General features: G+C 66.7%; 21 protein-coding genes and 1 pseudogene. 17 read left to right on the top strand and 5 right to left on the bottom strand.

Annotation, left to right across the window (positions count from 1 at the left end; genetic code table 11):
• Window positions 1–421 precede the first annotated feature (421 nt).
• The 11 genes and pseudogenes from SACMADRAFT_RS26325 (at window position 422) to SACMADRAFT_RS29500 (ending at window position 13,295) form a co-directional block, all read left to right on the top strand.
• A complete protein-coding gene (locus SACMADRAFT_RS26325) occupies window positions 422–1,576 on the top strand; it encodes an acyl-CoA dehydrogenase family protein (RefSeq protein WP_009156888.1) in 1,155 nt (384 codons plus the stop codon).
• Window positions 1,577–1,609: 33 nt separating this feature from the next.
• Window positions 1,610–3,208 carry an acyl-CoA carboxylase subunit beta gene (locus SACMADRAFT_RS26320; RefSeq protein ID WP_009156887.1) on the top strand — a complete coding sequence of 533 codons (1,599 nt, stop codon included), beginning with the start codon at window positions 1,610–1,612 and terminating at the stop codon, window positions 3,206–3,208.
• A complete protein-coding gene (locus SACMADRAFT_RS26315; protein WP_009156886.1) occupies window positions 3,208–5,214 on the top strand; it encodes an acetyl/propionyl/methylcrotonyl-CoA carboxylase subunit alpha in 2,007 nt (668 codons plus the stop codon). The genes SACMADRAFT_RS26320 and SACMADRAFT_RS26315 overlap by 1 nt, the downstream gene beginning before the upstream one ends.
• Window positions 5,214–6,026 carry a TIGR03084 family metal-binding protein gene (locus SACMADRAFT_RS26310; RefSeq protein ID WP_009156885.1) on the top strand — a complete coding sequence of 271 codons (813 nt, stop codon included), beginning with the start codon at window positions 5,214–5,216 and terminating at the stop codon, window positions 6,024–6,026. The genes SACMADRAFT_RS26315 and SACMADRAFT_RS26310 overlap by 1 nt, the downstream gene beginning before the upstream one ends.
• Window positions 6,023–7,804 (top strand): acyclic terpene utilization AtuA family protein, encoded by a 1,782-nt coding sequence (locus SACMADRAFT_RS26305; RefSeq protein ID WP_009156884.1) that lies wholly within the window; start codon window positions 6,023–6,025, stop codon window positions 7,802–7,804. Before SACMADRAFT_RS26310 ends, SACMADRAFT_RS26305 begins: the two co-directional genes overlap by 4 nt.
• A gap of 7 nt (window positions 7,805–7,811) precedes the next feature.
• Window positions 7,812–8,378 carry a hypothetical protein gene (locus SACMADRAFT_RS26300; protein WP_009156883.1) on the top strand — a complete coding sequence of 189 codons (567 nt, stop codon included), beginning with the start codon at window positions 7,812–7,814 and terminating at the stop codon, window positions 8,376–8,378.
• 283 nt (window positions 8,379–8,661) lie between these two features.
• A complete protein-coding gene (locus SACMADRAFT_RS30595) occupies window positions 8,662–9,129 on the top strand; it encodes a hypothetical protein (RefSeq protein ID WP_198285910.1) in 468 nt (155 codons plus the stop codon).
• Window positions 9,119–10,336, top strand: a complete 1,218-nt coding sequence (locus SACMADRAFT_RS26295; protein WP_050998285.1) for an IS1634 family transposase — start codon at window positions 9,119–9,121, stop codon at window positions 10,334–10,336. Before SACMADRAFT_RS30595 ends, SACMADRAFT_RS26295 begins: the two co-directional genes overlap by 11 nt.
• A 684-nt stretch (window positions 10,337–11,020) precedes the next feature.
• Window positions 11,021–11,572, top strand: a complete 552-nt coding sequence (locus SACMADRAFT_RS26290; protein ID WP_009156882.1) for a PaaI family thioesterase — start codon at window positions 11,021–11,023, stop codon at window positions 11,570–11,572.
• 154 nt (window positions 11,573–11,726) lie between these two features.
• Complete coding sequence (locus SACMADRAFT_RS26285; protein WP_009156881.1) at window positions 11,727–12,494, top strand: enoyl-CoA hydratase/isomerase family protein; 768 nt, start codon at window positions 11,727–11,729, stop codon at window positions 12,492–12,494.
• 254 nt (window positions 12,495–12,748) lie between these two features.
• Window positions 12,749–13,295: pseudogene (locus SACMADRAFT_RS29500) on the top strand (transposase family protein).
• 5 nt (window positions 13,296–13,300) lie between these two features.
• On the opposite strand, the gene SACMADRAFT_RS26275 reads toward SACMADRAFT_RS29500, so the two are convergent.
• The 3 genes from SACMADRAFT_RS26275 to SACMADRAFT_RS26265 all read right to left on the bottom strand — a co-directional run bounded on the left by SACMADRAFT_RS26275 (window position 13,301) and on the right by SACMADRAFT_RS26265 (window position 17,017).
• Window positions 13,301–13,675: a transposase gene (locus SACMADRAFT_RS26275; protein ID WP_009156880.1), complete on the bottom strand. Its 375-nt coding sequence runs from the start codon at window positions 13,673–13,675 to the stop codon at window positions 13,301–13,303.
• A 181-nt stretch (window positions 13,676–13,856) separates the two neighbouring features.
• Entirely contained in the window at window positions 13,857–14,993 is a 1,137-nt protein-coding gene (ltrA, locus tag SACMADRAFT_RS26270) for a group II intron reverse transcriptase/maturase (RefSeq protein WP_198285909.1), read from the bottom strand.
• Between the two features lie 1,052 nt (window positions 14,994–16,045).
• Entirely contained in the window at window positions 16,046–17,017 is a 972-nt protein-coding gene (locus SACMADRAFT_RS26265) for an AraC family transcriptional regulator (RefSeq protein ID WP_232285487.1), read from the bottom strand.
• A 161-nt stretch (window positions 17,018–17,178) separates the two neighbouring features.
• Between SACMADRAFT_RS26265 and SACMADRAFT_RS26260 the strand changes: the two genes are divergently transcribed.
• The 4 genes from SACMADRAFT_RS26260 (at window position 17,179) to SACMADRAFT_RS26245 (ending at window position 21,543) form a co-directional block, all read left to right on the top strand.
• Complete coding sequence (locus SACMADRAFT_RS26260; RefSeq protein ID WP_009156878.1) at window positions 17,179–17,499, top strand: 2Fe-2S iron-sulfur cluster-binding protein; 321 nt, start codon at window positions 17,179–17,181, stop codon at window positions 17,497–17,499.
• 17 nt (window positions 17,500–17,516) lie between these two features.
• Window positions 17,517–18,905: a cytochrome P450 gene (locus SACMADRAFT_RS26255; RefSeq protein WP_009156877.1), complete on the top strand. Its 1,389-nt coding sequence runs from the start codon at window positions 17,517–17,519 to the stop codon at window positions 18,903–18,905.
• The gene (locus tag SACMADRAFT_RS26250) at window positions 18,902–20,230 is read left to right on the top strand and encodes an NAD(P)/FAD-dependent oxidoreductase (protein ID WP_009156876.1); all 1,329 of its coding nucleotides are present in this window, start codon (window positions 18,902–18,904) and stop codon (window positions 20,228–20,230) included. The genes SACMADRAFT_RS26255 and SACMADRAFT_RS26250 overlap by 4 nt, the downstream gene beginning before the upstream one ends.
• 701 nt (window positions 20,231–20,931) lie before the next feature.
• Window positions 20,932–21,543, top strand: a complete 612-nt coding sequence (locus SACMADRAFT_RS26245; RefSeq protein ID WP_009156875.1) for a TetR/AcrR family transcriptional regulator — start codon at window positions 20,932–20,934, stop codon at window positions 21,541–21,543.
• Window positions 21,544–21,635: 92 nt separating this feature from the next.
• Here the strand turns inward: SACMADRAFT_RS26245 and SACMADRAFT_RS31105 are convergent, their stop codons facing one another.
• Entirely contained in the window at window positions 21,636–21,830 is a 195-nt protein-coding gene (locus SACMADRAFT_RS31105) for an AMP-binding enzyme (RefSeq protein WP_040925923.1), read from the bottom strand.
• Between the two features lie 180 nt (window positions 21,831–22,010).
• Window positions 22,011–23,900 carry a sigma-54-dependent Fis family transcriptional regulator gene (locus SACMADRAFT_RS26235; RefSeq protein WP_009156874.1) on the bottom strand — a complete coding sequence of 630 codons (1,890 nt, stop codon included), beginning with the start codon at window positions 23,898–23,900 and terminating at the stop codon, window positions 22,011–22,013.
• A gap of 246 nt (window positions 23,901–24,146) precedes the next feature.
• Between SACMADRAFT_RS26235 and SACMADRAFT_RS31510 the strand changes: the two genes are divergently transcribed.
• On the top strand, window positions 24,147–24,587 hold the full coding sequence (locus SACMADRAFT_RS31510) for a VOC family protein (protein ID WP_408640342.1): 441 nt from the start codon (window positions 24,147–24,149) through the stop codon (window positions 24,585–24,587).
• Window positions 24,508–25,800, top strand: a complete 1,293-nt coding sequence (locus SACMADRAFT_RS26225) for an LLM class flavin-dependent oxidoreductase (RefSeq protein WP_232285486.1) — start codon at window positions 24,508–24,510, stop codon at window positions 25,798–25,800. Before SACMADRAFT_RS31510 ends, SACMADRAFT_RS26225 begins: the two co-directional genes overlap by 80 nt.
• Window positions 25,801–25,804: the final 4 nt, after the last annotated feature.

The following is a 25,804-nucleotide window of genomic DNA, read 5'->3' as shown; positions in this document are numbered from 1 at the left end:
GCGCCTGGGGACGGGGTTCCCTTCGTCTGGTGATTGGTTCTCGCTGTTCGACGCGCACGCCTCTCCTTCTGTCAATCCCTGTCAACCGGCGAGTTCGGGGATCCCGGCTGGTGTTAGACATCTCAGCCCACTGCCACCGGCGCGCGGCACGCGTGCCGGCGGGGGTTGTGGTTGGCGCCTCTCTCCAAGTATGTTAACCATGATTAACGGAGCGTGGGAAGGCTCAGAGGTGATGGCGCACACTCGGCGGATGTGTCACAGCCGCCGGGTGTGGCCGGAACGTCATGAGGTGCCACGAGATTTGGTCAAGCGTCCGGACGGTGGGTGAGTCCGCCGACAGATTGTCGGTGCGATTCGACTTGCGGGAGCGCTGAAGAGGTGCTTCGTGCGGCGAAGGGCATCGGAGTGGAGGAGAGCCAAGGTGGACTTTCGGGAGACCGACGAGCAGCGCGCACTTCGCGAGGCGGTGTCCAAGCTCGCCGCCTCGTTCGGCCACGAGTACTTCGTGGAGCGGGCGAAGTCGGGCCAGAAGAGCACCGAACTCTGGCAGGCCGTGGGACGGCAGGGCTTTCTCGGGGTGAACATCGATGAGGCCCATGGCGGCGGCGGGGGTGGCGTCTACGAGCTGCAACTGGTGAGCGAGGAACTCGCCGCTGCGGGCTGTCCGCTGTTGATGATGGTGGTCTCGCCCGCGATCTGCGGCACGATCATTCAGGCGCATGGCACGGACGAGCAGCGCAAGCGGTGGCTGCCCGGCATCGCCAGCGGTGAGACGATCATGGCGTTCGCGATCACCGAGCCGGACGCCGGGTCGAATTCACACAACATTTCTACGGCGGCGACCCGGGACGGCGGCGACTACGTGCTGCGCGGAACCAAGTACTACATCTCGGGGGTGGACGAGGCGGAGGCCATCCTGGTGGTGACCCGCACAGGTACCGACACGTCCGGACGTGGCAGGCTCAGTCTGCTGATCGTGCCGACCGACGCGCCGGGGCTGGAGCGAACCGCGATCCCGGTGGAGGTCACCGCGCCGGAGACGCAGTTCACGTTGTTCTTCGACGATGTGCGGGTGCCTGCGGAGAACCTGATCGGCGTTGAGGGGGAAGGCCTCAAGCAGGTGTTCATGGGGCTGAACCCGGAGCGGATCATGGGTGCGGCGCTGGCGAACGGGATCGCGCGTTATGGCCTGGCCAAGGCGTCCGAGTACGCCCGCGAGCGGAATGTGTGGGGGGTGCCGATCGGGTCGCACCAGGGCGTTGCCCACCCGCTGGCGAACGCCAAGATCCAGGTCGAGCTGGCTCGGCTGATGACCCGGCAGGCCGCCTGGTTGCACGACGAGGGCGACCCCGCGTCTGGTGAGGCGGCGAACATGGCGAAGTACGCCGCCGCTGAGGCCGGATTGACGGCGCTGGACCAGGCGATTCAGACCCACGGCGGCAACGGGATGTCCACCGAGTACGGGCTGGCCACATTGTGGGGGCCGTTGCGGTTGATGCGGACCGCGCCGATCAGCCGGGAGATGATCCTCAACTACGTGGCCCAGCACGGTCTGGGCCTGCCGAAGTCGTACTGACCGGCGCGGACGCGATCGAAAGCGGGAAGAAGCATGCCGGTGCTGAAATCAACGCTCGACACGGCCAGCGAGACCTACCTGCTCAACCGGAAGGCCAATCTCGCCGCGCTGGCCGAACTCGACGAGCAGCTGGAGATCGTTCGTGCGGGAGGCGGCCCGAAGTACCTCGAGCGGCATCGCAAGCGGGGACGGTTGCCGGTGCGGGAGCGGATCGAGCTACTGGTTGACCGCGACGCGCCGTTTCTCGAGTTGTCGCCGCTGGCCGCGTGGGGCACCGACTTCCTGGTGGGCGCCAGCGTGGTCACCGGCGTCGGCGTCGTCTCGGACGTCGAATGTATGATCATCGCCCACGACCCGACGGTGCGCGGCGGGGCGATGAACCCGTACTCGCTGCGCAAGACGCTCCGAGCGCTGGAGATCGCGCGCCGCAACCGGTTGCCGGTGATCAATCTGGTCGAGTCCGGGGGTGCCGACCTGCCGACGCAGGCCGAGCTGTTCGTCCCCGCAGGCAAGATCTTCCACGACCTCACCGAGCTGTCCGCGATGGGGGTGCCGACCGTCGCGCTGGTGTTCGGCAACTCCACCGCCGGTGGGGCGTACGTGCCGGGCATGTGTGACTATGCTGTGCTGGTCGATCGCCAGGCGAAGGTGTTTCTCGGTGGGCCGCCGCTGGTGAAGATGGCCACCGGGGAGGAGGCCGACGACGAGGAGCTCGGTGGGGCGGACATGCACGCGCGGGTGTCCGGGCTGGCGGATCATTTCGCCGTGGACGAGCTGGACTGTATCCGGATCGGCAGGCAGATAGTGGCCGAGACCAACTGGCGCAAGCTGGGGCCGCCGCCGACGGAGCTGCCTGATGAGCCGCGCTACGACCCGGAGGAGCTGCTTGGTGTCGCCTCGGCCGACTTCCGGGTGCCGTTCGACCCTCGGGAGGTCCTGGCCAGGGTTGTGGATGGTTCCCGGTTCGGGGAGTACAAGGCGCGCTATGGCACCAGCCTGGTCACCGGGTGGGCCTCGATCCACGGTTATCCGGTCGGGGTCCTGGCCAACGCGCGCGGCGTGCTGTTCTCCGAGGAGTCCGAGAAGGCCAGCGAGTTCATCCTGCTGGCGAACCAGTCCAGCACTCCGTTGATCTTCCTGCAGAACACCACTGGCTACATGGTCGGCACCCGGTACGAGCAGGGGGGGATCATCAAGGACGGCGCCAAGATGATCAACGCGGTGACCAACAGCACGGTCCCGCACATCACGATTAACATCGGGGCGTCGTTCGGAGCGGGCAACTACGGCATGTCGGGCCGTGCCTACGATCCCCGCTTCGTCTTCAGCTGGGTCAACGCCAAGTGCGCGGTGATGGGGCCGCAGCAACTGGCGGGCGTGCTCTCGATCGTGGGCCGTCAGGCCGCCGAAGCCGCGGGCAAGCCGTTCGACGTCGAGGCCGACGAGAAGCAGCGGCGCGCCATCGAGGCGCAGATCGAGCGCGAGTCGCATGCCTTCTTCATGTCCGCCCGGCTCTACGACGACGGGGTGATCGACCCGCGGCAGACCCGCACGGTGCTGGGTATCGCGTTGTCCGCGGCGCATTCCCAGGAGGTGGCGGGACGGCGCGGTTTCGGCGTGTTCCGGATGTGATGGAGTCGATGGTGTCCAGGATCAACAAGCTGCTGGTGGCCAACCGGGGTGAGATCGCCTCCCGGGTGATGCGCACGGCCCGTGAGCTCGACATCGGCACGGTGGCGGTGTTTTCCGACGCGGACGCGCATGCCCCCTTCGTCGCGGAGGCCGATCAGTCCGTGCATCTGCCGGGCGTGGCGCCGGCCGACACGTATCTGCGTGCTGACCTGCTGCTGGACGCGGCCCGGCGGACCGGGGCGGACGCCGTTCATCCCGGCTATGGCTTCCTGTCGGAGAACGCGGGGTTCGCCAGAGCGTGCGAGGACGCGGGACTGGTGTTCGTCGGGCCGCCGCCGGCCGCGATCGAGGCGATGGGCTCGAAGACCGCGGCCAAGGAACTCATGGCCAACGCGGGTGTGCCGGTGCTGCCCGGAATCGTGATCGACGACGAGGAGGTCGACCCGCGCTCGCTCGAGGCTCAGGTGGCCGCCGAGATCGGGTTCCCCGTCCTGGTCAAGGCCGCTTACGGCGGTGGCGGCCGCGGCATGCGGGTGGTCGAGGCCAAAGCCGGGCTGGCCGACGCGGTCACCTCCGCCAGGCGCGAGGCCGCCTCGGCGTTCGGCAACGCGACCGTGTTCCTCGAACGCTACGTCGACTCTCCCCGCCACGTCGAGGTGCAGATCTTCGGCGACCGGCACGGCACCGTGGTGGGCCTGTTCGAGCGCGAATGCTCCATCCAGCGGCGCTACCAGAAGATCCTCGAGGAGGCGCCGTCCCCCGCGGTCGACGATCGGCTGCGCGCCGAACTGGGCCAGGCCGCCGTCGCCGCCGGCAAGGCGATCGGCTACGTCGGCGCCGGCACCGTCGAGTTCGTCCTCGATTCCAGCGGCCAGTTCTATTTCCTCGAGGTCAACACCCGGCTGCAGGTGGAGCATCCGGTGACCGAGCTGGTGACCGGACTGGACCTGGTGCGGCTGCAGCTCCTTGTCGCTGAGGGCGCGCCGTTGCCGCAGGAGGCGCTGGAGGCGACCATCTCCGGACACGCCGTGGAGGCCCGGCTGTACGCTGAGGACACCGCCGCCGGTTTCCTACCCGCCACCGGCACGCTGCACCGCTTCGACATTCCCCGCCTGCCCGGTGTCCGGGTCGACGCGGGCGTGGCGGACGGTTCCGTGGTGAGCCCGCACTACGACCCCATGCTGGCGAAAGTGATCGCGCACGGCCGCACCCGAGACGAAGCGATCCGGACACTGGCCCGGACCCTCGCGGACAGCAGACTGCACGGTGTCGTCACCAATCGGGACCTGCTCGTCGGCATCCTGCGCGAGGACGAGTTCCGCTCGGGCGCGATCGACACTGGCTACCTGCGCAGGCACGACCCAGCCGAGTTGGAGCGCTCCGCGCGTGACCCGCAGGCAGTGTCGACGCATGCGCTCGCGGCGGCGCTGGCCGGACAGGCCGAGCGCAGGGCGAGGGCACGGGCGCTGGCCACCGTCCCGTCCGGCTGGCGCAACGTGGACAACGGCCCGCAGCGGGCGGCCTTCGTCGCCGACGGCGAGGACATCGACGTGACGTACCGGATTCGGGGCGGTGAGGTGACCGGGAGCGTGGCCGGGCAGGCGCTGGGTGCCGTCCACGCCTTCACGCTGGCGCCGGACGGAGTGGACATCGCCGTCGGCGGTACTCGGTGCGCGATGTCGGTGAGCCGCTACGGCGACGAAGCCTACGTCGACAGCGCGCTGGGCAGCACCCGGCTCACCGAGAAGGCCCGGTTCCCCGACCCCACTGCGGTCCGGGAACCGGGGTCGCTGCTCGCGCCGATGCCGGGGACGGTCGTACGCGTGGCGGCCAAGCTCGGGCAGGAGGTCACGGCCGGCACCCCGATCCTCGTGCTGGAGGCCATGAAGATGGAGCACACGGTGGCGGCACCCCATGACGGCACGGTCGCCTCGGTGAACGTCGCGATGGGACAGGCCGTCGACACGGGCTCGGTGCTCGCGGTCGTCGAGGAACGGATGGACTGATGGTCGCCTTCGCCGAGTTGCTCGCCGACCTCCAGACCGAAACCCGAGTGGTCGAGGACATGCTGACCGGGCTGAGCCCCGCCACCTGGGACGCGCCGACCCCAGCGCCCGGGTGGGCGATCCGCGACCAGGTCAGCCATCTGGCCTACTTCGACGAGGCGGCCACTCGGGCCGCAGTCGATCCCGACCGCTTCCGCGCGGTGGAGGCCAAGCAGGTGTCGCGAAACCCGGCGTTCGCCGACGAGGTCGCCCAGCGGCATCGGGGGCTGCCGCCGGCGGAGCTGCTGACCTGGTTCCGCGACGCGCGCCGGCGCCTGGTCGACACGGCGTCCGGACTGGACCCGAAGCTGCGGGTGCCGTGGTACGGGCCGGAAATGAGCCTCGCGTCCTCGATCATCGCCCGGCTGATGGAGACGTGGGCGCACGGCCAGGACATCGCCGACACCCTCGGCGTCGAGCGCGCCCCGACCGCGCGGTTGCGGCACGTCGCGCACCTCGGGGTGCGCACCTTCGGGTTCGTGTTCGGCCTGCACGGCAAGCCGGTCCCCGCCGACCCGGTCCGCGTCGAGCTGACCGGCCCGGACGGCGCGACCTGGACGTGGGGACCGCCGCGAGCGCGGGACACCGTGTCCGGGCCGGCGTTGGACTTCTGCCTCGTCGTGACCCAACGGCGGCACGTCGCCGACACCGTCCTGAAGATCAGCGGGCCGGTGGCGGCCGAGTGGATGTCCGTCGCCCAGGCCTTCGCCGGCCCACCGGGACCGGGGCGTGCGCCAGGTGAGTTCGCCAGGAAGGAGAAGACGGTCCGATGACTTCCCGTCCGGTGCGGATTGGCAACTGTTCCGGCTTCTACGGCGACCGCGTCGCCGCGGCCAGGGAGATGGTGGAGGGCGGCCCGATCGACGTCCTCACCGGCGACTACCTGGCCGAGCTGACCATGTTGATCCTGTGGAAGGCGAAGCAGAAGGATCCGGGCGCCGGGTACGCCAAGACGTTCCTCACGCAGATGGAGCAGGTGCTGGGCACCTGCCTCGACCGCGGGATCCGGGTGGTGACCAACGCGGGCGGACTGAACCCGGCCGGCCTCGCCGAGCGGCTCACCGAGCTGGCCGAGCGCCTCGGACTGGCACCGCGCATCGCCTACATCGAGGGCGACGACCTCACGAACACGATCGATGACCTGATCGCCGCCGGGCACCCCCTGGCACATATGGACACGGGGCGTCCGCTCGCCGACGCGGGTGTGAAGCCGGTCACGGCCAACGTCTACCTGGGCGGCTGGGGCATCACAGAAGCCCTGACCGCCGGCGCCGACATCGTCGTGTGCCCACGGGTCACCGACGCCTCCCTGGTCACCGGCCCGGCCGCCTGGTGGCACGGCTGGGCCCGGACCGACTACGATCCGCTGGCCGGCGCGGTCGCCGCCGGGCACATCATCGAGTGCGGCCCCCAGGCAACCGGCGGCAACTACTCCTGGCCGCACGAGGTGACCGACCGCCGCTATCCCGGCTTCCCCATCGCCGAAGTCGCCGCCGACGGGTCCAGCGCCATCACCAAACATCCGAACACCGGAGGCATCGTGTCGGTGGACACGGTCACCGCCCAGCTGCTGTACGAGATTGCCGAACCCGCCTACCCCAACCCCGACGTGGTGGCACACTTCGACACCATCACCCTGACCCAACAGCAGCCCGACCGGGTCCGCGTGTCCGACGTGCGAGGCAGCGCGCCACCGGACACGGCGAAGGTCGCCATGAACTACGTCGGCGGCTACCGCAACACCATGACATTCGTCCTGACCGGCCTCGACATCGAGGACAAGGCCGCCTGGACCGAAGGACTGCTGTTCGACATCCTCGGCGGCAAGGACACCTTCGCCGAGACCGACGTGCGCCTGATGCGGTTCGACACCGACGATGCCCCGACCAACGAGCAGGCCACCGCCCACCTGCGGATCACCGTCAAGGACCCGGACGCACGCAAGGTCGGGCGGGCCTTCTCCGGCGCGGTCATGGAGGTCATCCTCGCCGGGCCCGCCGGGCTGCACACCACGACCCCACCCACCGCCGAGAGCGCCTACGGCGTCTACTGGCCCGCCTTGATCCCCGCCGACCTGATCGAACAACGGGTCGTGCTACCCGACGGCACGACCAGAACGATCGGCCGCGCCGAGCACGCCCCAGCCACCGGCCAGCCCGTCCCCCCACCCCATCCAGCCACGGTGGCAGTGCGGGCACCGACCCGGACAGTCCCACTGGGGCGGGTCTGCGCGGCGCGGTCAGGTGACAAGGGCGGCAACGCCAACATTGGCGTGTGGGTCCGCACCGACACGGCCTACGCCTGGCTGCGCGACTACCTCACCGTCGACAGGCTGCGGACACTGATCCCCGAAGCCGCGCCGCTGACCGTCCGCCGCCACGAGCTGCCGAACCTGCGGGCGCTGAACTTCGTACTGGTCGGCCTGCTCGGCGAGGGCGTTGCCGCCTCGGTACGGCCCGACCCACAGGCGAAGGGTCTCGGCGAGTACCTGCGCTCCCGCCACGTGCCGATCCCCGTCACCGTGCTCGAGGAGAACGCACCGCCGTCCTGACAGGAGGATGACCATCTCGTCAGGCCCCATCGACGTGACCAGTCTTCGCGGCCGCCACGAAACCCACCGCTGGAACCGGGTCAGCGTCGGCGATCTGTGTGAGCAGCTGGTCTGGAGCCGCCCCGACAAGGAGACGGTGGTGGGGCACGAGCGCGCCTACGCCTATCCCGAGCACCGCAGGCTGACCTACCGCGAGGTCGACGAGCTGGCCAACCGGGTGGCGAACGCGCTCGCCGCGCAGGGCCTGCACGCGAACACCTTCCTGAGGACCGCGCCCGACGTGGTGCCCGCCAACGGCCAGACGGTCGCCGAGTCGGAGGTCATCGAGTTCTGCCGTTCCCGGCTGGCCGGGTTCGAAACGCCCAAACGAGTCACTGTCACCGACGCGTTGCCCGAAACGGTCGGCCAAGTACCAGATCCGGGCCGGCGCCAAACCCCTGTACACCGAATGACGACCCGAACCGTTGCCTGCGGACACAAGGAGCGGGCGGGATCGCGCCGGAATCATGTTTCGTGTGCGAGGACTTCGCCGAGATTCAGCGCCGCCTGCTTCAGGCTGGGGGTGAACAATTAGTAACATTGCGGAGGTTCGACCGCAGCGGGAGTAGGGGAGTCCACGGAGCCGCCTGTGGCCGGGAGCGCACGGAGGACGTCCGCACTGCGGCCGCCAGCCCTGGGCTCCGGGTATGCTTACCATACCTTTCTCGGAGTCGACCCGAGTTCCGCAGTTAGTGGGCATACGCGGGTGTTCTGAATCGTGTTTGTGCTGGTAGTGGCGTGGCGTTGCGTTGGTCGCGGTTCGCGAAAATGCGTGGGCACACGACTTGCCGTGTCGTGCTTGATCACGCTGCTGGTTGGTGCTCGACTGGTGGGCATGTATCTGCGGACGACGCAGCGGCGCAACCGGGACGGCGCGGTGGTGCGGGTACGTGCAGCTGGCGCACAACCGGCGGGTGGACGGCGTGACCCAGGCTCAGGTGCTGCTGAACCTGGGCCGGGAGGATCATCTCGACCGCGACGGGCTGCGCTGGCTGGTCGGCTCGATCAACCGCTACCTCGGCGACGGCGACACCGGCGAACCGACCGAGGCCGCCCCGTGGGCCGGCGATGGCCTGCGCGTGACGGCGTCGCGTCCGGTGGGGACGGTGCACCTGCTGGACGGGCTGTGGCGGGCGCTGGAGATCGACGCCGCGGTCGGCAAGGTGCTCGGGTCGCGCCGATTCACCACCAACATGGAACGTGTGCTGTTCGCGCTGGTCCCCAACCGCGCGATCGAGGCGATGTCGAAGCTGTCGGCCGCCGAGTGGGCCAGCTGTGACGGATGAGGACCAGGCCTATCGGGCGATGGACCTGCTGGTCGAGGCCGACGCGCAGGCCGAGGTGCAGGAGGCGGTGTTCTTCGCCGTGGCCGACCTCTTGAATCTTGAGGTCGACCTGCTGTTCTTCGACACGACGAGCACCTACTTCGAACGCGACACCGAGGAGACCGGCGACGACGCCTTCCGCCGCTACGGGCATTCCAAGGACCACCGCGACGACCTGCCGCAGATCGTCATCGGGCTCGCTGTGACGAAGGAGGGCATCCCGGTCCGCTGTTGGTGCTGGCCCGGCAACACCAGCGACCAGGCGATCCTGGCCGAGGTCACCGACGACATCCGCGGCTGGCGGCTCGGCCGGATCATCACCGTGGTCGACCGTGGGTTTTCCAGCGCCGACAACCTGGCCTATCTGCGCCGCAGCGGCGGGCACTTCATCGCTGGGATGCGCATGCGTGACGGCAACCCGCTGGCCGAGCAGGAGCTGTCGCGGCAGGGCCGCTACCAGCAGGTCACCGACAACCTACGGGTCAAGGAAGTCCGGCTCGACGACACCGACGTGCGGTTCATCATCTGCCACAACCTCGAGCAGGCCGAACGAGACCGCGCCCAGCGCACCGACGCCATCGCCTGGCTGGAAGCCGAACTGAAACGGATCAAGCAGGCCCGCGAACGCGACCACAAGCGCAAGACGAACGCGAAGGCCAGGCAGACGGCCGACGCCGCGCACACCAAGGCCGAATGCGCGCTGCGCGACCACCCCACCCTCGGGCGGTGGCTGCGCCAGTCACCAACCGGTCGGTTGTCGATCAACCGCGGCAAGATCAAGACCGAGGAGCGGTTGGACGGCAAGTACCTCATCGCCACCAGCGACCCGCACATCAGCGCCGAGGACACCGCGCTGGGCTACAAGAACCTCCTGGAAGCCGAGCGCGGATGCCGCGACCTCAAATCGTCGCTGCTGCTCAGGTCGGTGTTCCACCGGCTCGAGCACCGCATCCGCGCCCACGTCCTGCTCTGCGGGCTTGCCCTGCTGCTCATCCGGGTTGCCGAACGCCGCACCAGCATGACCTGGCGCCGCATCGCCACCGAGCTCGGCCGCGTGCACGCCGTCGCCCTGGTCGGCAGCGCCGGCACCGCCGTGCACACCACCTCACTGACCACCGCACAGGCCGACATCTTCCGCCATTGTCAACTTGCCCCGCCGCCCCGATAACCGCCCTAGACCCCGCCTGACCAGGCATAACACCACCCAAGACGGTCCCGAGAAGCGTAGGCACACGCGCTACCCGCCAGTCCGCGCACCTTTTCCCCAGCTCAGCGCCCAGATTCGGCAATCTCATGTGCCCATCAACTGCGGAACCCGGGGTCGAGGGCCGGGATCTATCGACATTTCTCCGCCAAGCTGGTGTTCCTGGTGGCTCTGTTTCGACCGCGTTATCGACGGCTTGACCGTGCCCGCTGCGGAGATCGAGTCCGAAGCGCACGATGAACGGTAGGCGCTCACCCCGCCGGTTGAGGCCGGTAGGCAACCGACCGCGCCGCGACCAGCGCTTGTACCTCAAGGAATGGGGTCACGCCGTGGCCGAACTACGTCGAGATCTCGATGAGGCGAGGGTGTGGACGATGATGCACTTCGCGATCGGCACCGCGCAGACCATGCTTTGTTGCCGGTAGATCGGCCCTGTCAACGAGCGTACTGCCAGCTTGCTGCCGAACGTCGGCCACGCGATGTTCGGGGTTGAACTCCCAGTTTCACGCCGCTGCGTGGCCGCGGGCGCCAGACGATGTGACCGGGGCGCCGGGGTGTGATGTTGGCAACCCAAACCGGCAGGTCTGTTAATGGTTGATAACATATTTTCTTGGTCGAAGCCGGAATGGGCGCGAGGGGGATGAGTGAATGACCAGCGACAGGGGCGATTGGCGGCGATCGGAATCGGTCATGCCGCCAGCGGGCCTGAGTGCTTTCCCGGGGGTAGGCGGCCATTCGGCGATACTGTGCGCTGGTTGTCGGCAGGCGGGGCGCTGCCGGCTCGGAATCGAGGCGCTCGAAGCGGGGGACGACGGTAGCGTGGTCGGGCGGCTTCGGCTGGGCGTCGAGCATGAGGGTGCCGGTGGCGTCGCGCACGGCGGGTCGGTCATGGCGGCCTTCGACGAGCTGTGCGGTGTGGTGCCGTGGTCCGCCGCCGTGCTCGCGGTCACGGCGGACATGCAGGTGTCGTTTCGCCGCCCGGTCCCCATCGAGCATGAACTCGACCTCAGAGCGTGGCCTGAGCACCGAGATGGGCGCGGCGGGTGGACCATTGGCGCGGAGCTTCGCCTGCCCGGGCAGAACACGGTGCTGGCGGTCGCGCGGGCCCGCTTTGTCGAGCGCGATCCGGAGTTTCACTACGCCCGCTTTCACCAGTGGCTGAGTGCGCGGACGGGTCGGATCAGCGATGCCAACACGTGAACGCGTCATGCCGGGCGAGTCTCGCGGGTCCAACCGGCCATGGTCGACGGTCGTGTGGGGCTGACGCGAGTTCCGCGATGCGATCGCGGATCGACGGCGCTCGCTGGGCAGGGCTGGTGACCGTCGGTTCCTTTACCAGGAGGGTTGAACGGAGATGACAGCACAGGCGCTTGCTTATGAGATCGTCAACGAGGTGGTCTGGATAACGATCAACCGGCCGGAGGCGCGCAACGCGCTCAATTCGGAGGTTCGGTCCGCTTTGTTCGAGGCGTTCGACACCTTCAATGCCGATCGCAATGCGAAGGTGCTGGTGCTCACCGGCGCCGGTGACACTGCCTTCTGCGCGGGGGGAGACCTCAAGGAGATGGCTGACACGGAGTTGACGGTGCCGCCATCGGGCTTCGTTCCGCACCTCGGTCGCAACGTAAAGGTCGACAAGCCCACCATCGCGGCGGTCAATGGGGTGGCCTACGCCGGTGGTTTCCTGCTTGCCCAGATGTGCGACCTGGTCGTGGCCGCCGAGCACGCCCGGTTCGCGGTCACCGAGGTCAAGGTGGGCCGGGGTGCGCCGTGGGCCGCGCCGTTGCCGTGGCTCATTCCGCCGCGCGTAGCACTGCAGATCCTGCTGACCGGGGAGCCTATCGACGCCGCGCGGGCCTACCAGATCGGCCTGGTCAACGAGGTAGTACCGGCCGGGGAACTCCGGGAGGCGACGCAGCTTTTCGCGGAACGCATCGCCGCGAACGCGCCGCTGTCTGTGCTCGCCGCGAAGGCGACGATATACGCGGCTGCCGACCGCGGGTGGCACGACGCGCTGGACGAGGCTGACCGGATCTGGGAGCCGGTTTACCTGAGCGAGGACGCGCAGGAGGGACCGCGCGCTTTCCGCGAGAAGCGCAAACCGGTGTGGCGCGGCAGGTAGTGTTGTGCCCAAGTGGGGGCGTGTACACGTTTCGGCTCTGGCACGTTTTCGGTGGTGACGCGGGGTTGGCGGGTTGGGCACGGAGCGTTGTGTCAGAGTGAGCCCTTTTCATCCCGGTCTGGATGTGTTGGCGGGCTTGGGTTCTTGCTGATCACAGGTTGACTGCGGTCGGTGTGTCGTCGCCTGGACGTGGTGAAGCCCCTGGTGGCAGAGCTTTCGACCAAGATCGTTCCGCCAGAGCCAGGGGCTTCAAGGTGTTGTTCTATCGTGTCGCGCTGCCGTTGTCATCTCGGACCCTGAGGTTCGTGTCCGGGCTGATCCGTGTGCACCGCAAGGAGTTGGGCTCGGTGTGGCCCAAGCTCGACCCGGGCCAGCAGGCAAACACGCCAGGCACGGGGTGAACCTGCAGGTCATCGCCTCGCCCGACGGCGACTCCTCTGGGTCTCGGGCGATTTGCCCGGCAGCACCCACGACACCACGGCCGCACGGATCTGGAACATCCTCACCGCGCTCCGCGACGCCGGGCTGATCGCCCTCGGCGACAAGGGCTACCACGGCTACGACCGGACCGGGCAGCAGGTGATGACCCCGTACAAGGGCCGGAACAAGCCCGCATCGCAAAAAGACGCCAACCGAGCCCACACCCGCCTCCGCGGCCCCGGCGAACGCGCCCACGCCCAACTCAAGACCTGGCGCATCCTCCGCAAACCCCGCTGCTGCCCACGCCGCACAGAACGCATCGCCAAAGCCATCCACGTCCTACAGAACTACGAGGTCACCGCAGACGGCGCCGTGAGATGACGGCGTCATGGAATCCTTCGACCCGTCGAGAGTATTTCGGCACGATCTGCGGGCGCGAAGGTGCCCTCCCGATCACGCGGCACGGCAATGCGCACCTCTCCCACGTCGGTCCGCACCGTTTTCGCCGACGACCACTCATTGGTCCCGAATTTCTCGGCCGCATCACCCCTCTCATAGCCGAGATGCTCGTCCAGTTCAGCGTTCAGCGCCGTCTCCAACACCGTCTTCGTCGACTGCCGCAGCAGTCCATCCGACCCGACCAGAGACACCCCGTCCGCGCGCGCCCTGTCGATCAACTCCCGCGCGACCCGCAGGTCAAGACCGTCCTCGGCACCCGCCGCCGCGGCCGCAAAGCCGGCCGCCACCCCGTTGTTCGTCAACCTCGATCCCTTCCAACCAGAGCACCCGCCCCAGCATGGTCAAGATCACCACCACCCGCTGAGTAGGCCAGGAGCGCGGTGCCGGGATTGCTCTCGGTCCGTTTCTCCTGGCCTCTCGCCGAACCCGCCGTGCGCCTCTCAACGCAACGGGCTCTCCACGGTTGTCTGCCGGTGGGCGTGGTTATGCAGGCCAGGGGGCGGGGATCGTGGTGGCGCGCCAGCGATACCGGGTTACCGGGATGGCTGCGATCTTGCGCAGTTCGGTTGTGCCCGCGGTGATGGGAAGCCACTGCCCCGTGGGCATGGTGAACTTCCTGCGGACGTCCCGCCACCTCCAGCGGTGCCGCTCGCGCAGCATGCGGATGATTCGCCACCAGGCGAAGTTATCGAGCATGCTGAACGTGTTCTTCGCGACCGCGTGCCGGAAGTAGTTGGCCCACCCGTGCATGATCAGGTTCAGCCTGGTCAGCACGTATTCCAGGTTCTGCTGCGATGTCCTGGGTGTCAGGGCACGGATCTTGGCCTTCAACGCTCGGATCGGCCGGGCACCGATGAAGGTATAGACGTGCCACTTGTTCGTGCCTCGCTTGCGCCGCCACTGGATGCGGAAGCCCAGGAAGTCGAACCCCTCGCTCAGGTGCACGATACGGGTCTTGGCCGGTGACAGCCGTAACCCCATCGGCGCCAGCACCCGAGCGATATCTTCGCGCAGCGCCTCGGTGTGCTGCTCGGTCCCGTTGACCAGGACGACGAAGTCGTCCGCGTAGCGGACGACCCGCCAAGTCGGCAGCCCCCGGGCACGCAGGCGCGCCCGTCGATACTCGGTGGACATCGTCCCGCCGCCTTCCCACGACCCGTGCAGGCGCTCATCGAGCACCGACAAGGCGATGTTGGCCAGCAACGGAGACAAGATGCCCCCTTGCGGCGTGCCGGTGTGGGTGTTCTCGCGGTCGCCGAGTTCGGTCAGGACCCCGGCCTTGAGAAACGCCTTCACCAACGCCAGCACGCGTTTGTCCTTGATCCGTGCGCGAACGCGGTCCATCAGCGCGACGTGGTCGATCTCGTCGAAACACGCCGCGATGTCCGCGTCCAGCACCCACTGGTAGCCACGGCTGCCGAAGTGGTGGATCTCCGCAATCGCGTCCTGCGCTCGCCGCTTGGGCCGAAACCCGTAGGAGACCGGCTTAAAGTCGGCCTCGAAGATCGGTTCCAGCACCAGTTTCAACGCGGCCTGAACGACCCGGTCGGCGACGGTGGGAATCCCCAGCCGCCGTACCTTGCCCGACCCGCCCGGTTTGGGAATCTGACGCTCCCGCACCGGCAATGGTCTCGGAACGTGCCCGCCTTGAGCTGGGCACGCAGATCGTCCAGGAACCCCGGGACCCCTGACCGCTGCTCGATGTCGGCGACGGTGAGTCCGTCGACGCCAGCGGTGCGGGCTCCCTGGTTGCCCGCGACCCGACCGAACGCCACTATCAGCGTCGCCGGGTCGTGCACGAAATTGAACAGGTCATCGAACCGGCGGCCAGGATCGGCCACCGCCCAACGGTGAAGCTTGGCCTGCATCTCCGATACCCGCGACCACGACCCCACGGCCTGGTCGGGAGCGCCACCATTCGGCGGCGCGTCTTCCGGCATTACAGCTCCTCGTCTTCTCGACTACCGCTGCCGCCCTTCCCCATGCGCGCAGGCTTTCCCCGGCTCCGAGTACTACGGCGGCTCCGCCCCGTCTCGGATCGATCAGCGGTCGGTGCGCTCAACCCCGCGTTCGCCGCCGGATGCGACGGACAGGGGTATGAACCGAGACGGTTCCCGTGTTCACTGTGATTCGCTCGGCGAAGGAGGAGCCCGACTGTGTCCCAGCGACCTCGCCAACGGGTACGCCGCAGACTTTTCCCGTGGCCTCCCAGAACAGCTCTTGTATCCCGCGCTGGAAGTTCCCGCCACAACGGTACGCAGCGGGACGCGCCGCACCCGGCCCATATCCACCAGGTTCGAGCCGGTGTCCCTATTGAAGGACGTAAAACGCCGGTTCCTCGCGTACTCCTTTCCGCCACGCTCGCCGGACCCGCACCATCTGGCAGTACTGGCCACGCCCCGGCTTTGTCAGGGCTGCTCCCACCCTCCCCGGCACCACCCGGATCAGGCTGCCCTCAGCTACACCGCCCTGCTACGACAGGACAGCGGCGAAGGTCTCTCACCTCCACTCGAATCACAGCGCCTCACGGCGCAAACAAGATCACGGACAGTCCCACAGTCCCGCTTGGGGGTCAGCCGGGTGACTGATGGACGGCCTCCGAGGGTCTGTCAAACAAGTTTCGGACGCGCCCCGGCCGCAGTCCTTCCGAGGGGCTGCGCTGGGAGCCGTGCTCAAGGGTGCTGGTGGGCGCGTCGGAAGTGGCTCGGTGAGTTGCCGGTCCATGCTTTGAAAGCGTGCGAGAAGTTGGTGACGTCGCTGTAGCCGAGTTCGGCGGCGACCTCACTGACCGACGTGGACCGGTCGAGCAGCCGTATCTGGGCGCGGTCGAGCAGGGACTTCTGGAGGAGTTCGCGGAAGCTGGTTCCCTCCGCGGCGAGGCGGCGTTTCAGGGTACTCGAGGAGATCGAGAACTCATCCGCGATTGACTGGATTGTCTTCAACCCTGGCCTGTCCTCCAACAGCTCCCGCACTCTGCGGGTGAAGTCCTGGGTGCCAGCCCGACGTTCGAGCGCCTGCTGGAGGTCAGTTATGGCGACTTCGTAGGCGAGTGGGTCGGGGAAGCGGCAGGCCGTGTGCAGCGTCCGTGCAGGGATGTGCAGGTAGGACAAGGGGGCGTCGAAGACGAGCCGACGCCCTGGCCATGCCTCTCGAGACAGGACGCTCGGCTCCGGCCAGCGACTATGCATGGTCACCTCCGACGTGTCGCCGACCAGCAGGTCGATCAACCGCATGAGGGCCAGCCCGCAGTAGGTGACGACTAGACAGTCCAGGTCGGGTTCTCCTGCGTTCCCGGACAGCCGAATCGTCAGGTCCTCCGGCTGGCGATCGAACTGGGTAATGACGGCCTTGGTGATAACCGGAAGATAGGTCAGCAGCTGCACGACCTCGGCGACGGTTCCTGCGCTGACCAGCGGCACGCTCATCGGCCCGAAGGACGTGAGCTGGGCCTGTTCCGCGCAGGCGATCCCCAGCCGTGTCGCCTGCTCGGCGTCGAGTTCGGGATAGACCTCGCGAAACCACCGCAGCGGTGCTTGCGCTTGGGTTTGGATCAGAGTCAGCTCGCCGGTTCCCTCGCGCGCCATTATGGCGCGGAACTCCTCCACGGCGTTCTGATCGATCGCTGAACTGCTCAGCAGTTGCACGAACACAAGAGATGGGACGCCTGGCTCGTCTCTCCACATGGCGATCCTCACGTGATCCGAACTCACAACAGGATGGCGCGGCTTCGACATGGCCTTGTCGGACGCCGACGACAATCATGAAGGAAGTGTCCGTCTTGTGGTCAAGAGTGGGGTAGTTGTCGATGGCAGTCGTTACTTTCGTGTCGCACGACGGGGAGAAGCACGAGGCGCCCCTCGAGGAGGGCTGCTCGCTGATGCAAGTCGCGAAGAACAACGCCATTCCGGGCATCGATGGCGACTGCGGCGGAGAGGCCGCCTGCGGCACCTGCCACGTGATCGTGGATCCTGCCTGGGCCGACAAGGTCGGCCCGTCCGGTCCGGTGGAAGAGGAGATGCTGTCGATGAACCCCGAGCGACAGGCGACGTCTCGGCTGTCCTGCCAGATCAAGGCCTCCGAGTCATGGGATGGCCTGACCGTGCAACTGCCCGAATTCCAGATGTAGCAGGAGGTGTCGACGAGATGAAGATCCCTGAAACAGTCAAGAGGAAGGTCGAGGCCGCCATCCCGCTGGATCGACAGGTCCAGGCCGCACACCTCTACGACAAGGGCCGACGCTGGCTGACCCGCACGAACGGGCAGAAGATGTTCGTCGAACGCCCGATCCCGCCGGTCGAAGAAGTCGCGCTCGAAGACATCGACCTCAGCAACCCGTTCCTCTACCGGCAGGGGCGCTGGGCCTCCTACTTCAAGCGCCTACGCGACGAGGCCCCGGTCCACTACCAGCCTCACAGTCCCTTCGGACCGTTCTGGTCGGTCACGCGTCACGCCGACATCATTGCGGTGGACAAGAACCACGAGGTCTTCTCCGCGGAACCTCTCATTGTCATCGGGGCGCCGCCGCGGTTCATGGACATCGCGATGTTCATCGCCATGGACCCGCCCAAGCACGACGTTCAGCGCCGCGCCGTCCAAGGGGTGGTGGCTCCGAAGAACCTCCGCGAGATGGAGGGCCTCATTCGCGAGCGCGTCAGGGACGTCCTGGACAACCTGCCCGTCAACGAACCCTTCGACTGGGTGAGCACCGTGTCGATCGAGCTCACCGCCCGCATGTTGGCGACGCTACTGGACTTCCCCTTCGAGCAGCGGCACAAGCTCGTCGAGTGGTCAAACCTGGCCACCTCGATGGAGCAGGCCAACGGAGGCCCCTCCGACAACGACGAGCTGTTCCGCGGCATGGTGGGCATGGCGCGTGGACTCAGCGCATTGTGGCATGACAAGGCCGCCCGCCTCGCGGCCGGTGAAGAGCCCGGGTTCGACCTCATCACCATGCTGCAGAGGAATGAGAGTACCAAAGACCTGATCAAGCGTCCCATGGAGTTCGCTGGCAACCTGATCCTGCTCATCGTCGGGGGCAACGACACAACGCGCAACTCGATGAGTGGTGGCGTTCTCGCGCTGAACCAGTTCCCCGACCAGTTCGAGAAGCTCAAGGCCAATCCGGACCTGATCCCGAACATGGTCTCGGAGATCATCCGCTGGCAGACTCCGCTTGCCTACATGCGCCGGATCGCCAAGACCGACACCGTGCTCAACGGCCAGTTCATCCGTAAGGGTGATAAGGTGGTAATGTGGTATGCGTCCGGCAACCGCGATGAGACTGTGTTCGAGCGACCGGACGAGTTGATCATCGACCGGCCCAACGCCCGCAACCACATCGCTTTCGGGTTCGGCGTGCACCGGTGCATGGGCAACCGGTTGGCCGAGCTGCAGCTGCGGATCCTCTGGGAGGAGATCCTCCCGCGCTTCGAGAGGATCGATGTAGTCGGGGAGCCGGAATACGTCCAGTCCAACTTCGTTCGGGGCATCAGCAAGCTGATGGTCGAGCTCACCCCCAAGGGCGCCGGATGAGCTCAGCGCGCACGGTGGTGGTCGGTGCCAGTCATGCCGGGGCACAGCTGGTCACCAGCCTCCGCCAGGAGGGCTGGTCCGGTGAAATCGTGCTGGTCGGTGACGAGTCGGTGCTGCCCTACCAGAGACCTCCTCTGTCGAAGGCTTACCTCGCTGGCAAGTGCTCGCTGACGGAGTTGGCCATTCGCTCCCAGGACTTCTACCTCAAGCAGGGCATCGAGTGCCTGGACGCCTGCGTGGAGGAGATCGATCGTTCGGCTCGCCAGGTCCTGCTCAGCACGGGGGACAGACTGTCCTATGACGCCCTGGCTCTCTGCACCGGCGCACGCCCACGACGCCTGCGTGCCGCCGGCACCCAGCTCGATGGGGTGCACTACCTACGTCGGTCATCCGATGTCAAGCGGATCCGCGAGCACGCCATCCCCGGACGTCGTGCCGTCATCGTCGGTGGTGGTTACATCGGCCTGGAGACCGCCGCGTCGTTGCGCGCGCTGGGTCTTGACGTCACCGTGCTGGAGGCCGCAGACCGTGTCCTCGAGCGGGTGACCGCTCCTGAGGTGTCGGCATTCTTCACGCGCGTCCACCAACATGAGGGAGTCGACGTGCGGACGAGCGCATCGGTCGAGGCCCTGGTCGGCGACCACCGCGTCCGCGAGGCGGTCCTGGCGAGCGGCGAGCTTGTGGCAGCCGATCTCGTGATCATCGGGGTCGGTATCGAACCGACCACGGAACTGGCCGAGGCAGCCGGCCTGGCGGTGGACGACGGGATCTTGATCGACGCGCACGCGCGCAGCAGTGATCCCACCATTGTGGCCGCCGGGGACTGCGCCTCGCAGGACATGCCACGCTACGGCCGACGGATTCGCCTGGAGTCGGTGCCGAGCGCGGTGGAGCAGGCGAAGGTGGCAGCGGCGACCATCTGTGGAAAGGACAAGGAGGTCACAGCGCCCCCGTGGTTCTGGTCGGATCAGTATGACCTCAAGCTCCAGATCGCGGGACTCAACACGGGCTATGACGACATCGTCCTGAGCGGTGACCCGACCGCCGACCGCGATTTCACCTGCTACTACCTCCGGAAGGGCGAGCTGATAGCCGCTGACTGTGTCAACCGTCCCCGGGACTTCATGACCACCAAGCGCATGCTCGGCCAGGGGACCGCAGTCGATATGGCCACCCTGAAGCAAAGGTTGCGGTGTGACGAAGCGGGCCGACCGCTGACCGTGGTCACCACCGAGGCACCGCCCAGTGCGGCGAACAAGGATGACTTGGATGTCGACAGCGTGGACGGCGGTGGGGCTTCTGTCTATCATTCTGGGCGTCGGTGAATCGCGTCGGTTGCAGACGTGAGGCACGCCCCCAGAGACGCACGCGGTCCTGCATAGTGGCTGGTGTTGCTCATTCGCAAACCGCTGCTGCTGGTGGCCAGGAGAGTGGACTGCCGCGGCACGGAACGCCTCGCCGAGACGGGAGGTGCGGTGCCGGCGGTCAGCCCTGTCTCCCGAACCGATCCGTTGTTCCCGGCGGAGATGATCCTGGACCAGAGGGCCGGATCCCCGGTTCATGGCAAAGACGAGCCCGTTTCAGAGCAGAGCTGTCGGCTGGTGGTTTCGGCCGGCCGGCCACATCGAGGTCGATCGTTCAACAGCCGAGCTGGGCTCCGCGCCGCGGTCGAAGCCGTGGATCGCGCGCGCCTCGTCGTCTACCCGAAAGGATCGATCACGAAGCGGCCGGAGGGACGTCTGATGTCGCTCAAGGATCGGGTACTGTTCGCATCGCGCTGGAGACGAGACGTCAGCTCCATTGACTCCCGTTGCACAGTGGGGCGTGCAGACGATCGTGCCGGCCTACGAACGGAGGGTGGTGTTGGGCCGTCGTCGTCGGCAGTTGGTGCGGGGATACTAGCGGGCCTTTGTCCAGTTGTACAGCGTCACGACCAGGGGTGCCGACGACCACGCACGGTAGCTTGATCTTGTCCAGATCGGTGGCGGGAGTCGGTAGCGAGACAGAGATCGCTACCCTGTCTTTCATGCGGGCACACTCCATGCGTGAACGGTTCAGGGAGCACATGCGCTCGGCTGTACTCGAGGCTGCCCACGACTTGATCATCGACCGCGGCTGGGACCGGGTGCGCATGGGGGAGGTGGCGGACCGAGCCGGGGTGTCGCGGGCAGCTCTCTACAAGGAGTTCGGTGACAAGGCCGGCCTCGGAGAAGCCGTCGTGCTTCGGGAAGCCTCACGCTTCCTGGAGGGCATCCAGGGGGCGCTGGAGGCGCACGTCGGCGATGCGAAGCGCGGCATCGCCGCAGCCGTCGACTACACCTTGGACGAGGCGGGGCGTAGCCCCCTGCTCAAGGCGGTGCTCATCTCCAACCGCGACCTGAATGGGGGGAGCCAAGCGTCCACGGGGATGCTCCCACTGCTCACGACTTCCGCGCGACTCCTCGACCTCGCCTCCGACACCCTGGCCGGATGGGTCGCGGAGAGTTACCCGAGTCTTCCCGAAAACGATGTCATCGACGCGGCCGACACCATGGTCCGCCTGACAGTCAGTCACCTGGCGCTGCCCAGGTGGGACCGAACCGCGACAGCACGCAAGATCTCAGAGGTCGCGGTCCGGTTCCTCTCCCTCGAATCGTGACCTGCGCCGGATTAGCATTACGGAAGCAGTCTGAACTGAGCTCAGCGGCGTACTGCGTGTTCGTCTGCGCCCTGCTGCTGACGTAGCACCGTTTAGAGAACCTTGCCGGTCGCTGTGCGGTGCAACTCAGCCACGAACTCGACCCGGGTAGGGCACTTGAAGTGGGCAAGCCGCCCCCGGGCGTACGCGATGAGCTCCTCGGCCGTCGCCTCGGCGGCGTTCTGGAGCGCCACGGTGGCCACTGGCGTCTCGCCCCAGCGGATGTCGAGGACGCCGACGACGGCCACTTCACGGACGGCCGGGTGCCGGTAGAGCTCTCCTGCTCGACAGTATCTCCGACAGGGCCCAGTCAGGGCGCCGATCCGGGCGCCGTGGCCTTGAGCGTCTTCGAAGCCAGCACCGTCGCTGGCCTCAACGCGGGCCGTCCGCCGATCCATCCGTCGACGCAGCGCGCTTCTCCGCCGCGATCAGCGAGCCGGTCCTCGACGGTCTCGCGACACCTGGCAGTGGGACTGTCCGATAAGTTGATCAGACAGCCCCATCTGGAGTTCCTGGGCGGTGGAGATGCCGAGGGTACGGATCTTGCGGTACAGGGTGGCGCGGCCGATGCCCAAGATTCTTGCCGCTTGCGTCCGGTTGTTGCCGACGCTGGCTAGTGTTTCGATGATCAGTTCGCGTTCCGACTGGTCCATTACGGATAGTTGTCGTTGGTGTGCACGTTTGAGCACCCAGGTCGGTAGGTGGTGCGGTTGGATCTCCTGGCCGTCGCTGGCGTTGAGTGCGGCGGCAAGGGCGTCTCGTAACTCGGCGATGTTGCCCGGCCACGGGCTACGCATCAGTGCTTGGAGCGTTGGCAGGCTGCAGTGTGCGGTGGGTTGACCGGCGAGTTCCGTGAGCAGAACCGGTGTCAGGTCGGCGATGTCCTCGGTGTGCTGGGCCAGCGGCGGAACCCACAGGTGGTGCGGGTAGGACGCGAGGGCTTGTTCGAGCCACTCATTGGTGTGGGTCGTGGTTTGGGCGGTGACGATGAGTCGTCCGGTTGTCGATGCGGACGTGGGATGGGGGCTGGTCGCCGCGAGGGCCCGCAACTGCGCCTGCGCCTGTGTCGGAAGGTATTCGATTCGCCGTACGATGACGTTGTCGCCTTGCCCAAGGGTTTCGTTGGCCCGGATGATCAGGTTCTTGGGCGCGGTCTCGGTGGGGTCGGCGGCGTTGAAAACCCGCAGTCCCCGGGCGGGACTGGACAGTTCGTGCAGATACTTGGCCAGGTAGAGCTTTCCGCTGCCCGGCTCGCCCGTGATCGCTACCGGATCGGGGAGCTGAGCCAGTTCCTGGATACGCGTGGTGATGCGGCGCCACTGTGGGCTGCGTCCCGCTGGAGGCGTGATGCCCGTGCTGGTGGCCGTCACGGATGGGTGGGAGCCCGTGCTGACGTGGCGGGGCCGGATCGGATCGAGGTACAGCACGACTCCGGCAGGGTGGTGGGATCCGGTCGTGACGGGTTCGCACCGGACACGGTACCGCCCGTGCGTGAGGTCCACGCTTACTTCGGAGCGCTGGGTACGGGCCAACTGTGTGGACGCGTCCCAGAGTACCGCCTGGTCGTGGGGTGTGAGATTGCCGCTGGCGATGGGGTTGGTGAGGATCATGTTCGGGTTGAGGCCGAGTATGGCGCCTCGATGCAGACGGCGGGCACGGGTGAACGCCTCGACGAGGGCGACATCGGCGGGGGAGGACAGGTGGCTCAACCGGGTTTCGATGTGCTGTACCGATTCGGAGAGCAGAGCGGGGATGAGCGGATTGTAGTCGTCGGCGAGGCAGGTAATGTCGAGAACTCCCTCGACGGCTCGGGTGACCGGGTTGTGGATGGGGACCCCAACGCACGACAGGTGGCGTAGGAAGTCCGCGTAGTGTTCTTCGCCGCGAACCGCGACCGTTCGAGCTTCCTCCAGGACTGTGCCTAACCCGTTGGTGCCGGCATACTCCTCCGCGAAGGCGAACCCAGGGGCCGCGTGTGCGTTGTCCAATGCGCTGTACAGCGGCTTCTCGCCAACCCAGCGCCGCACAATCCGCGCCTGCCGGTCGGCGAGCAGGATGCTGGTGGAGGTATCGGCCAGGGAACTGGCGAGACGTTCCACAACCGGCGTGGCCGCCTTCAGCAGTCGGCTGTCACTGTCGAAGTCCGGATCGTAGGGTAGTTCAGCCTTCTTGTCAGGGGTTATTCCGCAGGCTGCGGACCGGCGCCATGACAGCGCGATCTCGGCACGTACGGACAGCTGCGGGGGCTCGTGGCGTGCCTCAGGTGTGGCCGTCCCGCCTGAGGCACGGCCACCGGGTGCGACTGAGGTGGGCTCCATTGCCTGCACTCCATCGTCCACGGGGTGTGACGTGATCGTCCGACCAGAGTAGGGCGGAATCCCGTTGGCCCGATTGTCTCACTTTGAGACACAGGTCACCTTTGCTTGACGCGGCTTGAGTGGGCTCCGCCCAGAAGTCGTTGACCTGAACCTTCGGCCATCATGTGCCCGACACGCTGCGAAAACGCGCGGTCGACCCCGCTCGGCCAGACGCGAGGCATGGTCGTTGTCTCACATTGATACGGCGTGCTCGTCCGCGTGGCGGGTAACAATCTGTTTCCACAGGTGAAACCTCGGCCCAACTCGCGAGATCGGACGAATGGAGTGTTTGTGTCTGATTCGAAGTGTGATTTGCGGTCTATCCTGCTCCCCGCGTCCGATTTGGAAAGTTCGTTGGCCTTTTATCGAGATGGATTGGGGCTCGGTGTCCGGATGCGGGATCGGGACGACTATGCCGAACTCTCCGCCGGGTCGATAAAGCTCGCCTTGGCGATTCCGGCTGACCATCCGGTGCCGGAGTCGGCGTTGCCGGTGTTCCGGAGCGAGGACGTCTCGGTTGCGGTGTCCCGGCTGCTGGCGGCCGGTGCGACGGTGTTGTCCGGGCCGGTTGAGGGGGCGCACGAGATTCGGGCGGTATTGCGGGACCCCAGCGGGAACCCTTTCGTGGTCTACCGAAGCCGGGCTTGACCAGTTAACCGATGTGAGGAGTAAGTTTATGAAGGAGATTTTGTTCTACCTGCCAGCCGTGGGTAGTTATGACCAGATGAAGAAGGGCTTCGCTGGGGTCAACGACAAGAACTACCAGAACATGCTCTTCCAGATCACCAAGCAGGCGCAACTGGCTGACGATCTCGGGTACTGGGGCGTCGCGTTTACCGAGCACCATTTCCACATCGAAGGCTTCGAGGAGTCGAACAACCCGATCCTGCTCGATCTGTACATCGCGATGCAGACACAGCGGATCAAGGTCGGGCAGATGGCGAACGTGCTGCCGTTCCAGAATCCGATTCGGCTGGCCGAGGACCTCGCGATGCTCGACCAGATGACGCGCGGACGCTCCTTCGTCGGGATCGCCAGGGGGTATCAGAAGCGGTGGGCGGACGTGCTCGGGCAGACGTACCACGTCGGCGCCACGTTCTCCGACAAGTCGGAACGTGATGTGGCCAACCGCAAGCGGTTCAACGAGCACTGGGAGATCATGAAGGCGTTGTGGAGCGAGCGCACGACGTCTCTGAAGACCGAGAACTGGCAGGTTCCGCCACCGGGAATCGATTTCAATCACGAAGCGGTGAACGCGTATGGGGGCGGGCAGGACAAGCAGGGTGTGATCACCGAGGTCGGCATCGCCCCGAAACCGTATCAGAAGCCGTGGCCGCAGGTGTTCCAGCCGTTCAGCTTCAGCGAGGAGTCCTTCCGGTTCTGTGCTCGTGAGGGCATCGTCCCAATCGTGATGAACACCAATGACGAGGTCATTTCTCGGTTGCTGGACGTGTATCAGGAGGAGGCCGAGGCGGCGGGTCGGGGGGCGTTCAAGCGCGGCCAGGGGGTAGGCATTTTCCGCGATGTGCTGGTGTCACGAGACGCCGACGAGGCCCATTACTGGGCCCGGCGCGGTAATGGTTTCATCTTCCCGAACTGGTTCGGGCCGATGGGCTTTTCCGAAGTGATGCGCAATCCCGGCGAGACCGGCCAGATCGGGTCCGACTACGACACTCTGTGTGAGCGTGGGTTCGAGTTCGTCGGTACGCCCGACGACATCAACCGCCAGATCGAGAAGTTGGTGTCGCAGCACGACCCTGAGTATCTGCTGCAGTGGCAGTACCCAGGACCGATTCCGCACGACGTGCAGATGCGCAGCATCGAGCTGTGGGCCTCCGAGATCGCTCCGAACTGGCTGTGAGGCA

It is taken from the genome of Saccharomonospora marina XMU15 (assembly GCF_000244955.1).
In the GTDB taxonomy this organism is placed as follows: domain Bacteria; phylum Actinomycetota; class Actinomycetes; order Mycobacteriales; family Pseudonocardiaceae; genus Saccharomonospora_A; species Saccharomonospora_A marina.
The sequence above is the reverse complement of the archived record's forward strand: the minus strand, read 5'-3'. Positions and strand labels throughout refer to the sequence as shown.

Excerpts from the sequence above, each read along its gene's own strand:
- SACMADRAFT_RS26320 (WP_009156887.1), top strand. The coding sequence starts at position 1,610 with ATGCCGGTGCTGAAATCAACGCTCGACACGGCCAGCGAGACCTACCTG.
- SACMADRAFT_RS26315 (WP_009156886.1), top strand. The coding sequence starts at position 3,208 with ATGGAGTCGATGGTGTCCAGGATCAACAAGCTGCTGGTGGCCAACCGG.
- SACMADRAFT_RS26310 (WP_009156885.1), top strand. The coding sequence starts at position 5,214 with ATGGTCGCCTTCGCCGAGTTGCTCGCCGACCTCCAGACCGAAACCCGA.
- SACMADRAFT_RS26305 (WP_009156884.1), top strand. The coding sequence starts at position 6,023 with ATGACTTCCCGTCCGGTGCGGATTGGCAACTGTTCCGGCTTCTACGGC.
- SACMADRAFT_RS26300 (WP_009156883.1), top strand. The coding sequence starts at position 7,812 with ATGACCATCTCGTCAGGCCCCATCGACGTGACCAGTCTTCGCGGCCGC.
- SACMADRAFT_RS26290 (WP_009156882.1), top strand. The coding sequence starts at position 11,021 with ATGACCAGCGACAGGGGCGATTGGCGGCGATCGGAATCGGTCATGCCG.
- SACMADRAFT_RS26285 (WP_009156881.1), top strand. The coding sequence starts at position 11,727 with ATGACAGCACAGGCGCTTGCTTATGAGATCGTCAACGAGGTGGTCTGG.
- SACMADRAFT_RS26260 (WP_009156878.1), top strand. The coding sequence starts at position 17,179 with ATGGCAGTCGTTACTTTCGTGTCGCACGACGGGGAGAAGCACGAGGCG.
- SACMADRAFT_RS26255 (WP_009156877.1), top strand. The coding sequence starts at position 17,517 with ATGAAGATCCCTGAAACAGTCAAGAGGAAGGTCGAGGCCGCCATCCCG.
- SACMADRAFT_RS26250 (WP_009156876.1), top strand. The coding sequence starts at position 18,902 with ATGAGCTCAGCGCGCACGGTGGTGGTCGGTGCCAGTCATGCCGGGGCA.
- SACMADRAFT_RS26245 (WP_009156875.1), top strand. The coding sequence starts at position 20,932 with ATGCGGGCACACTCCATGCGTGAACGGTTCAGGGAGCACATGCGCTCG.
- SACMADRAFT_RS26235 (WP_009156874.1), bottom strand. The coding sequence starts at position 23,900 with ATGGAGCCCACCTCAGTCGCACCCGGTGGCCGTGCCTCAGGCGGGACG.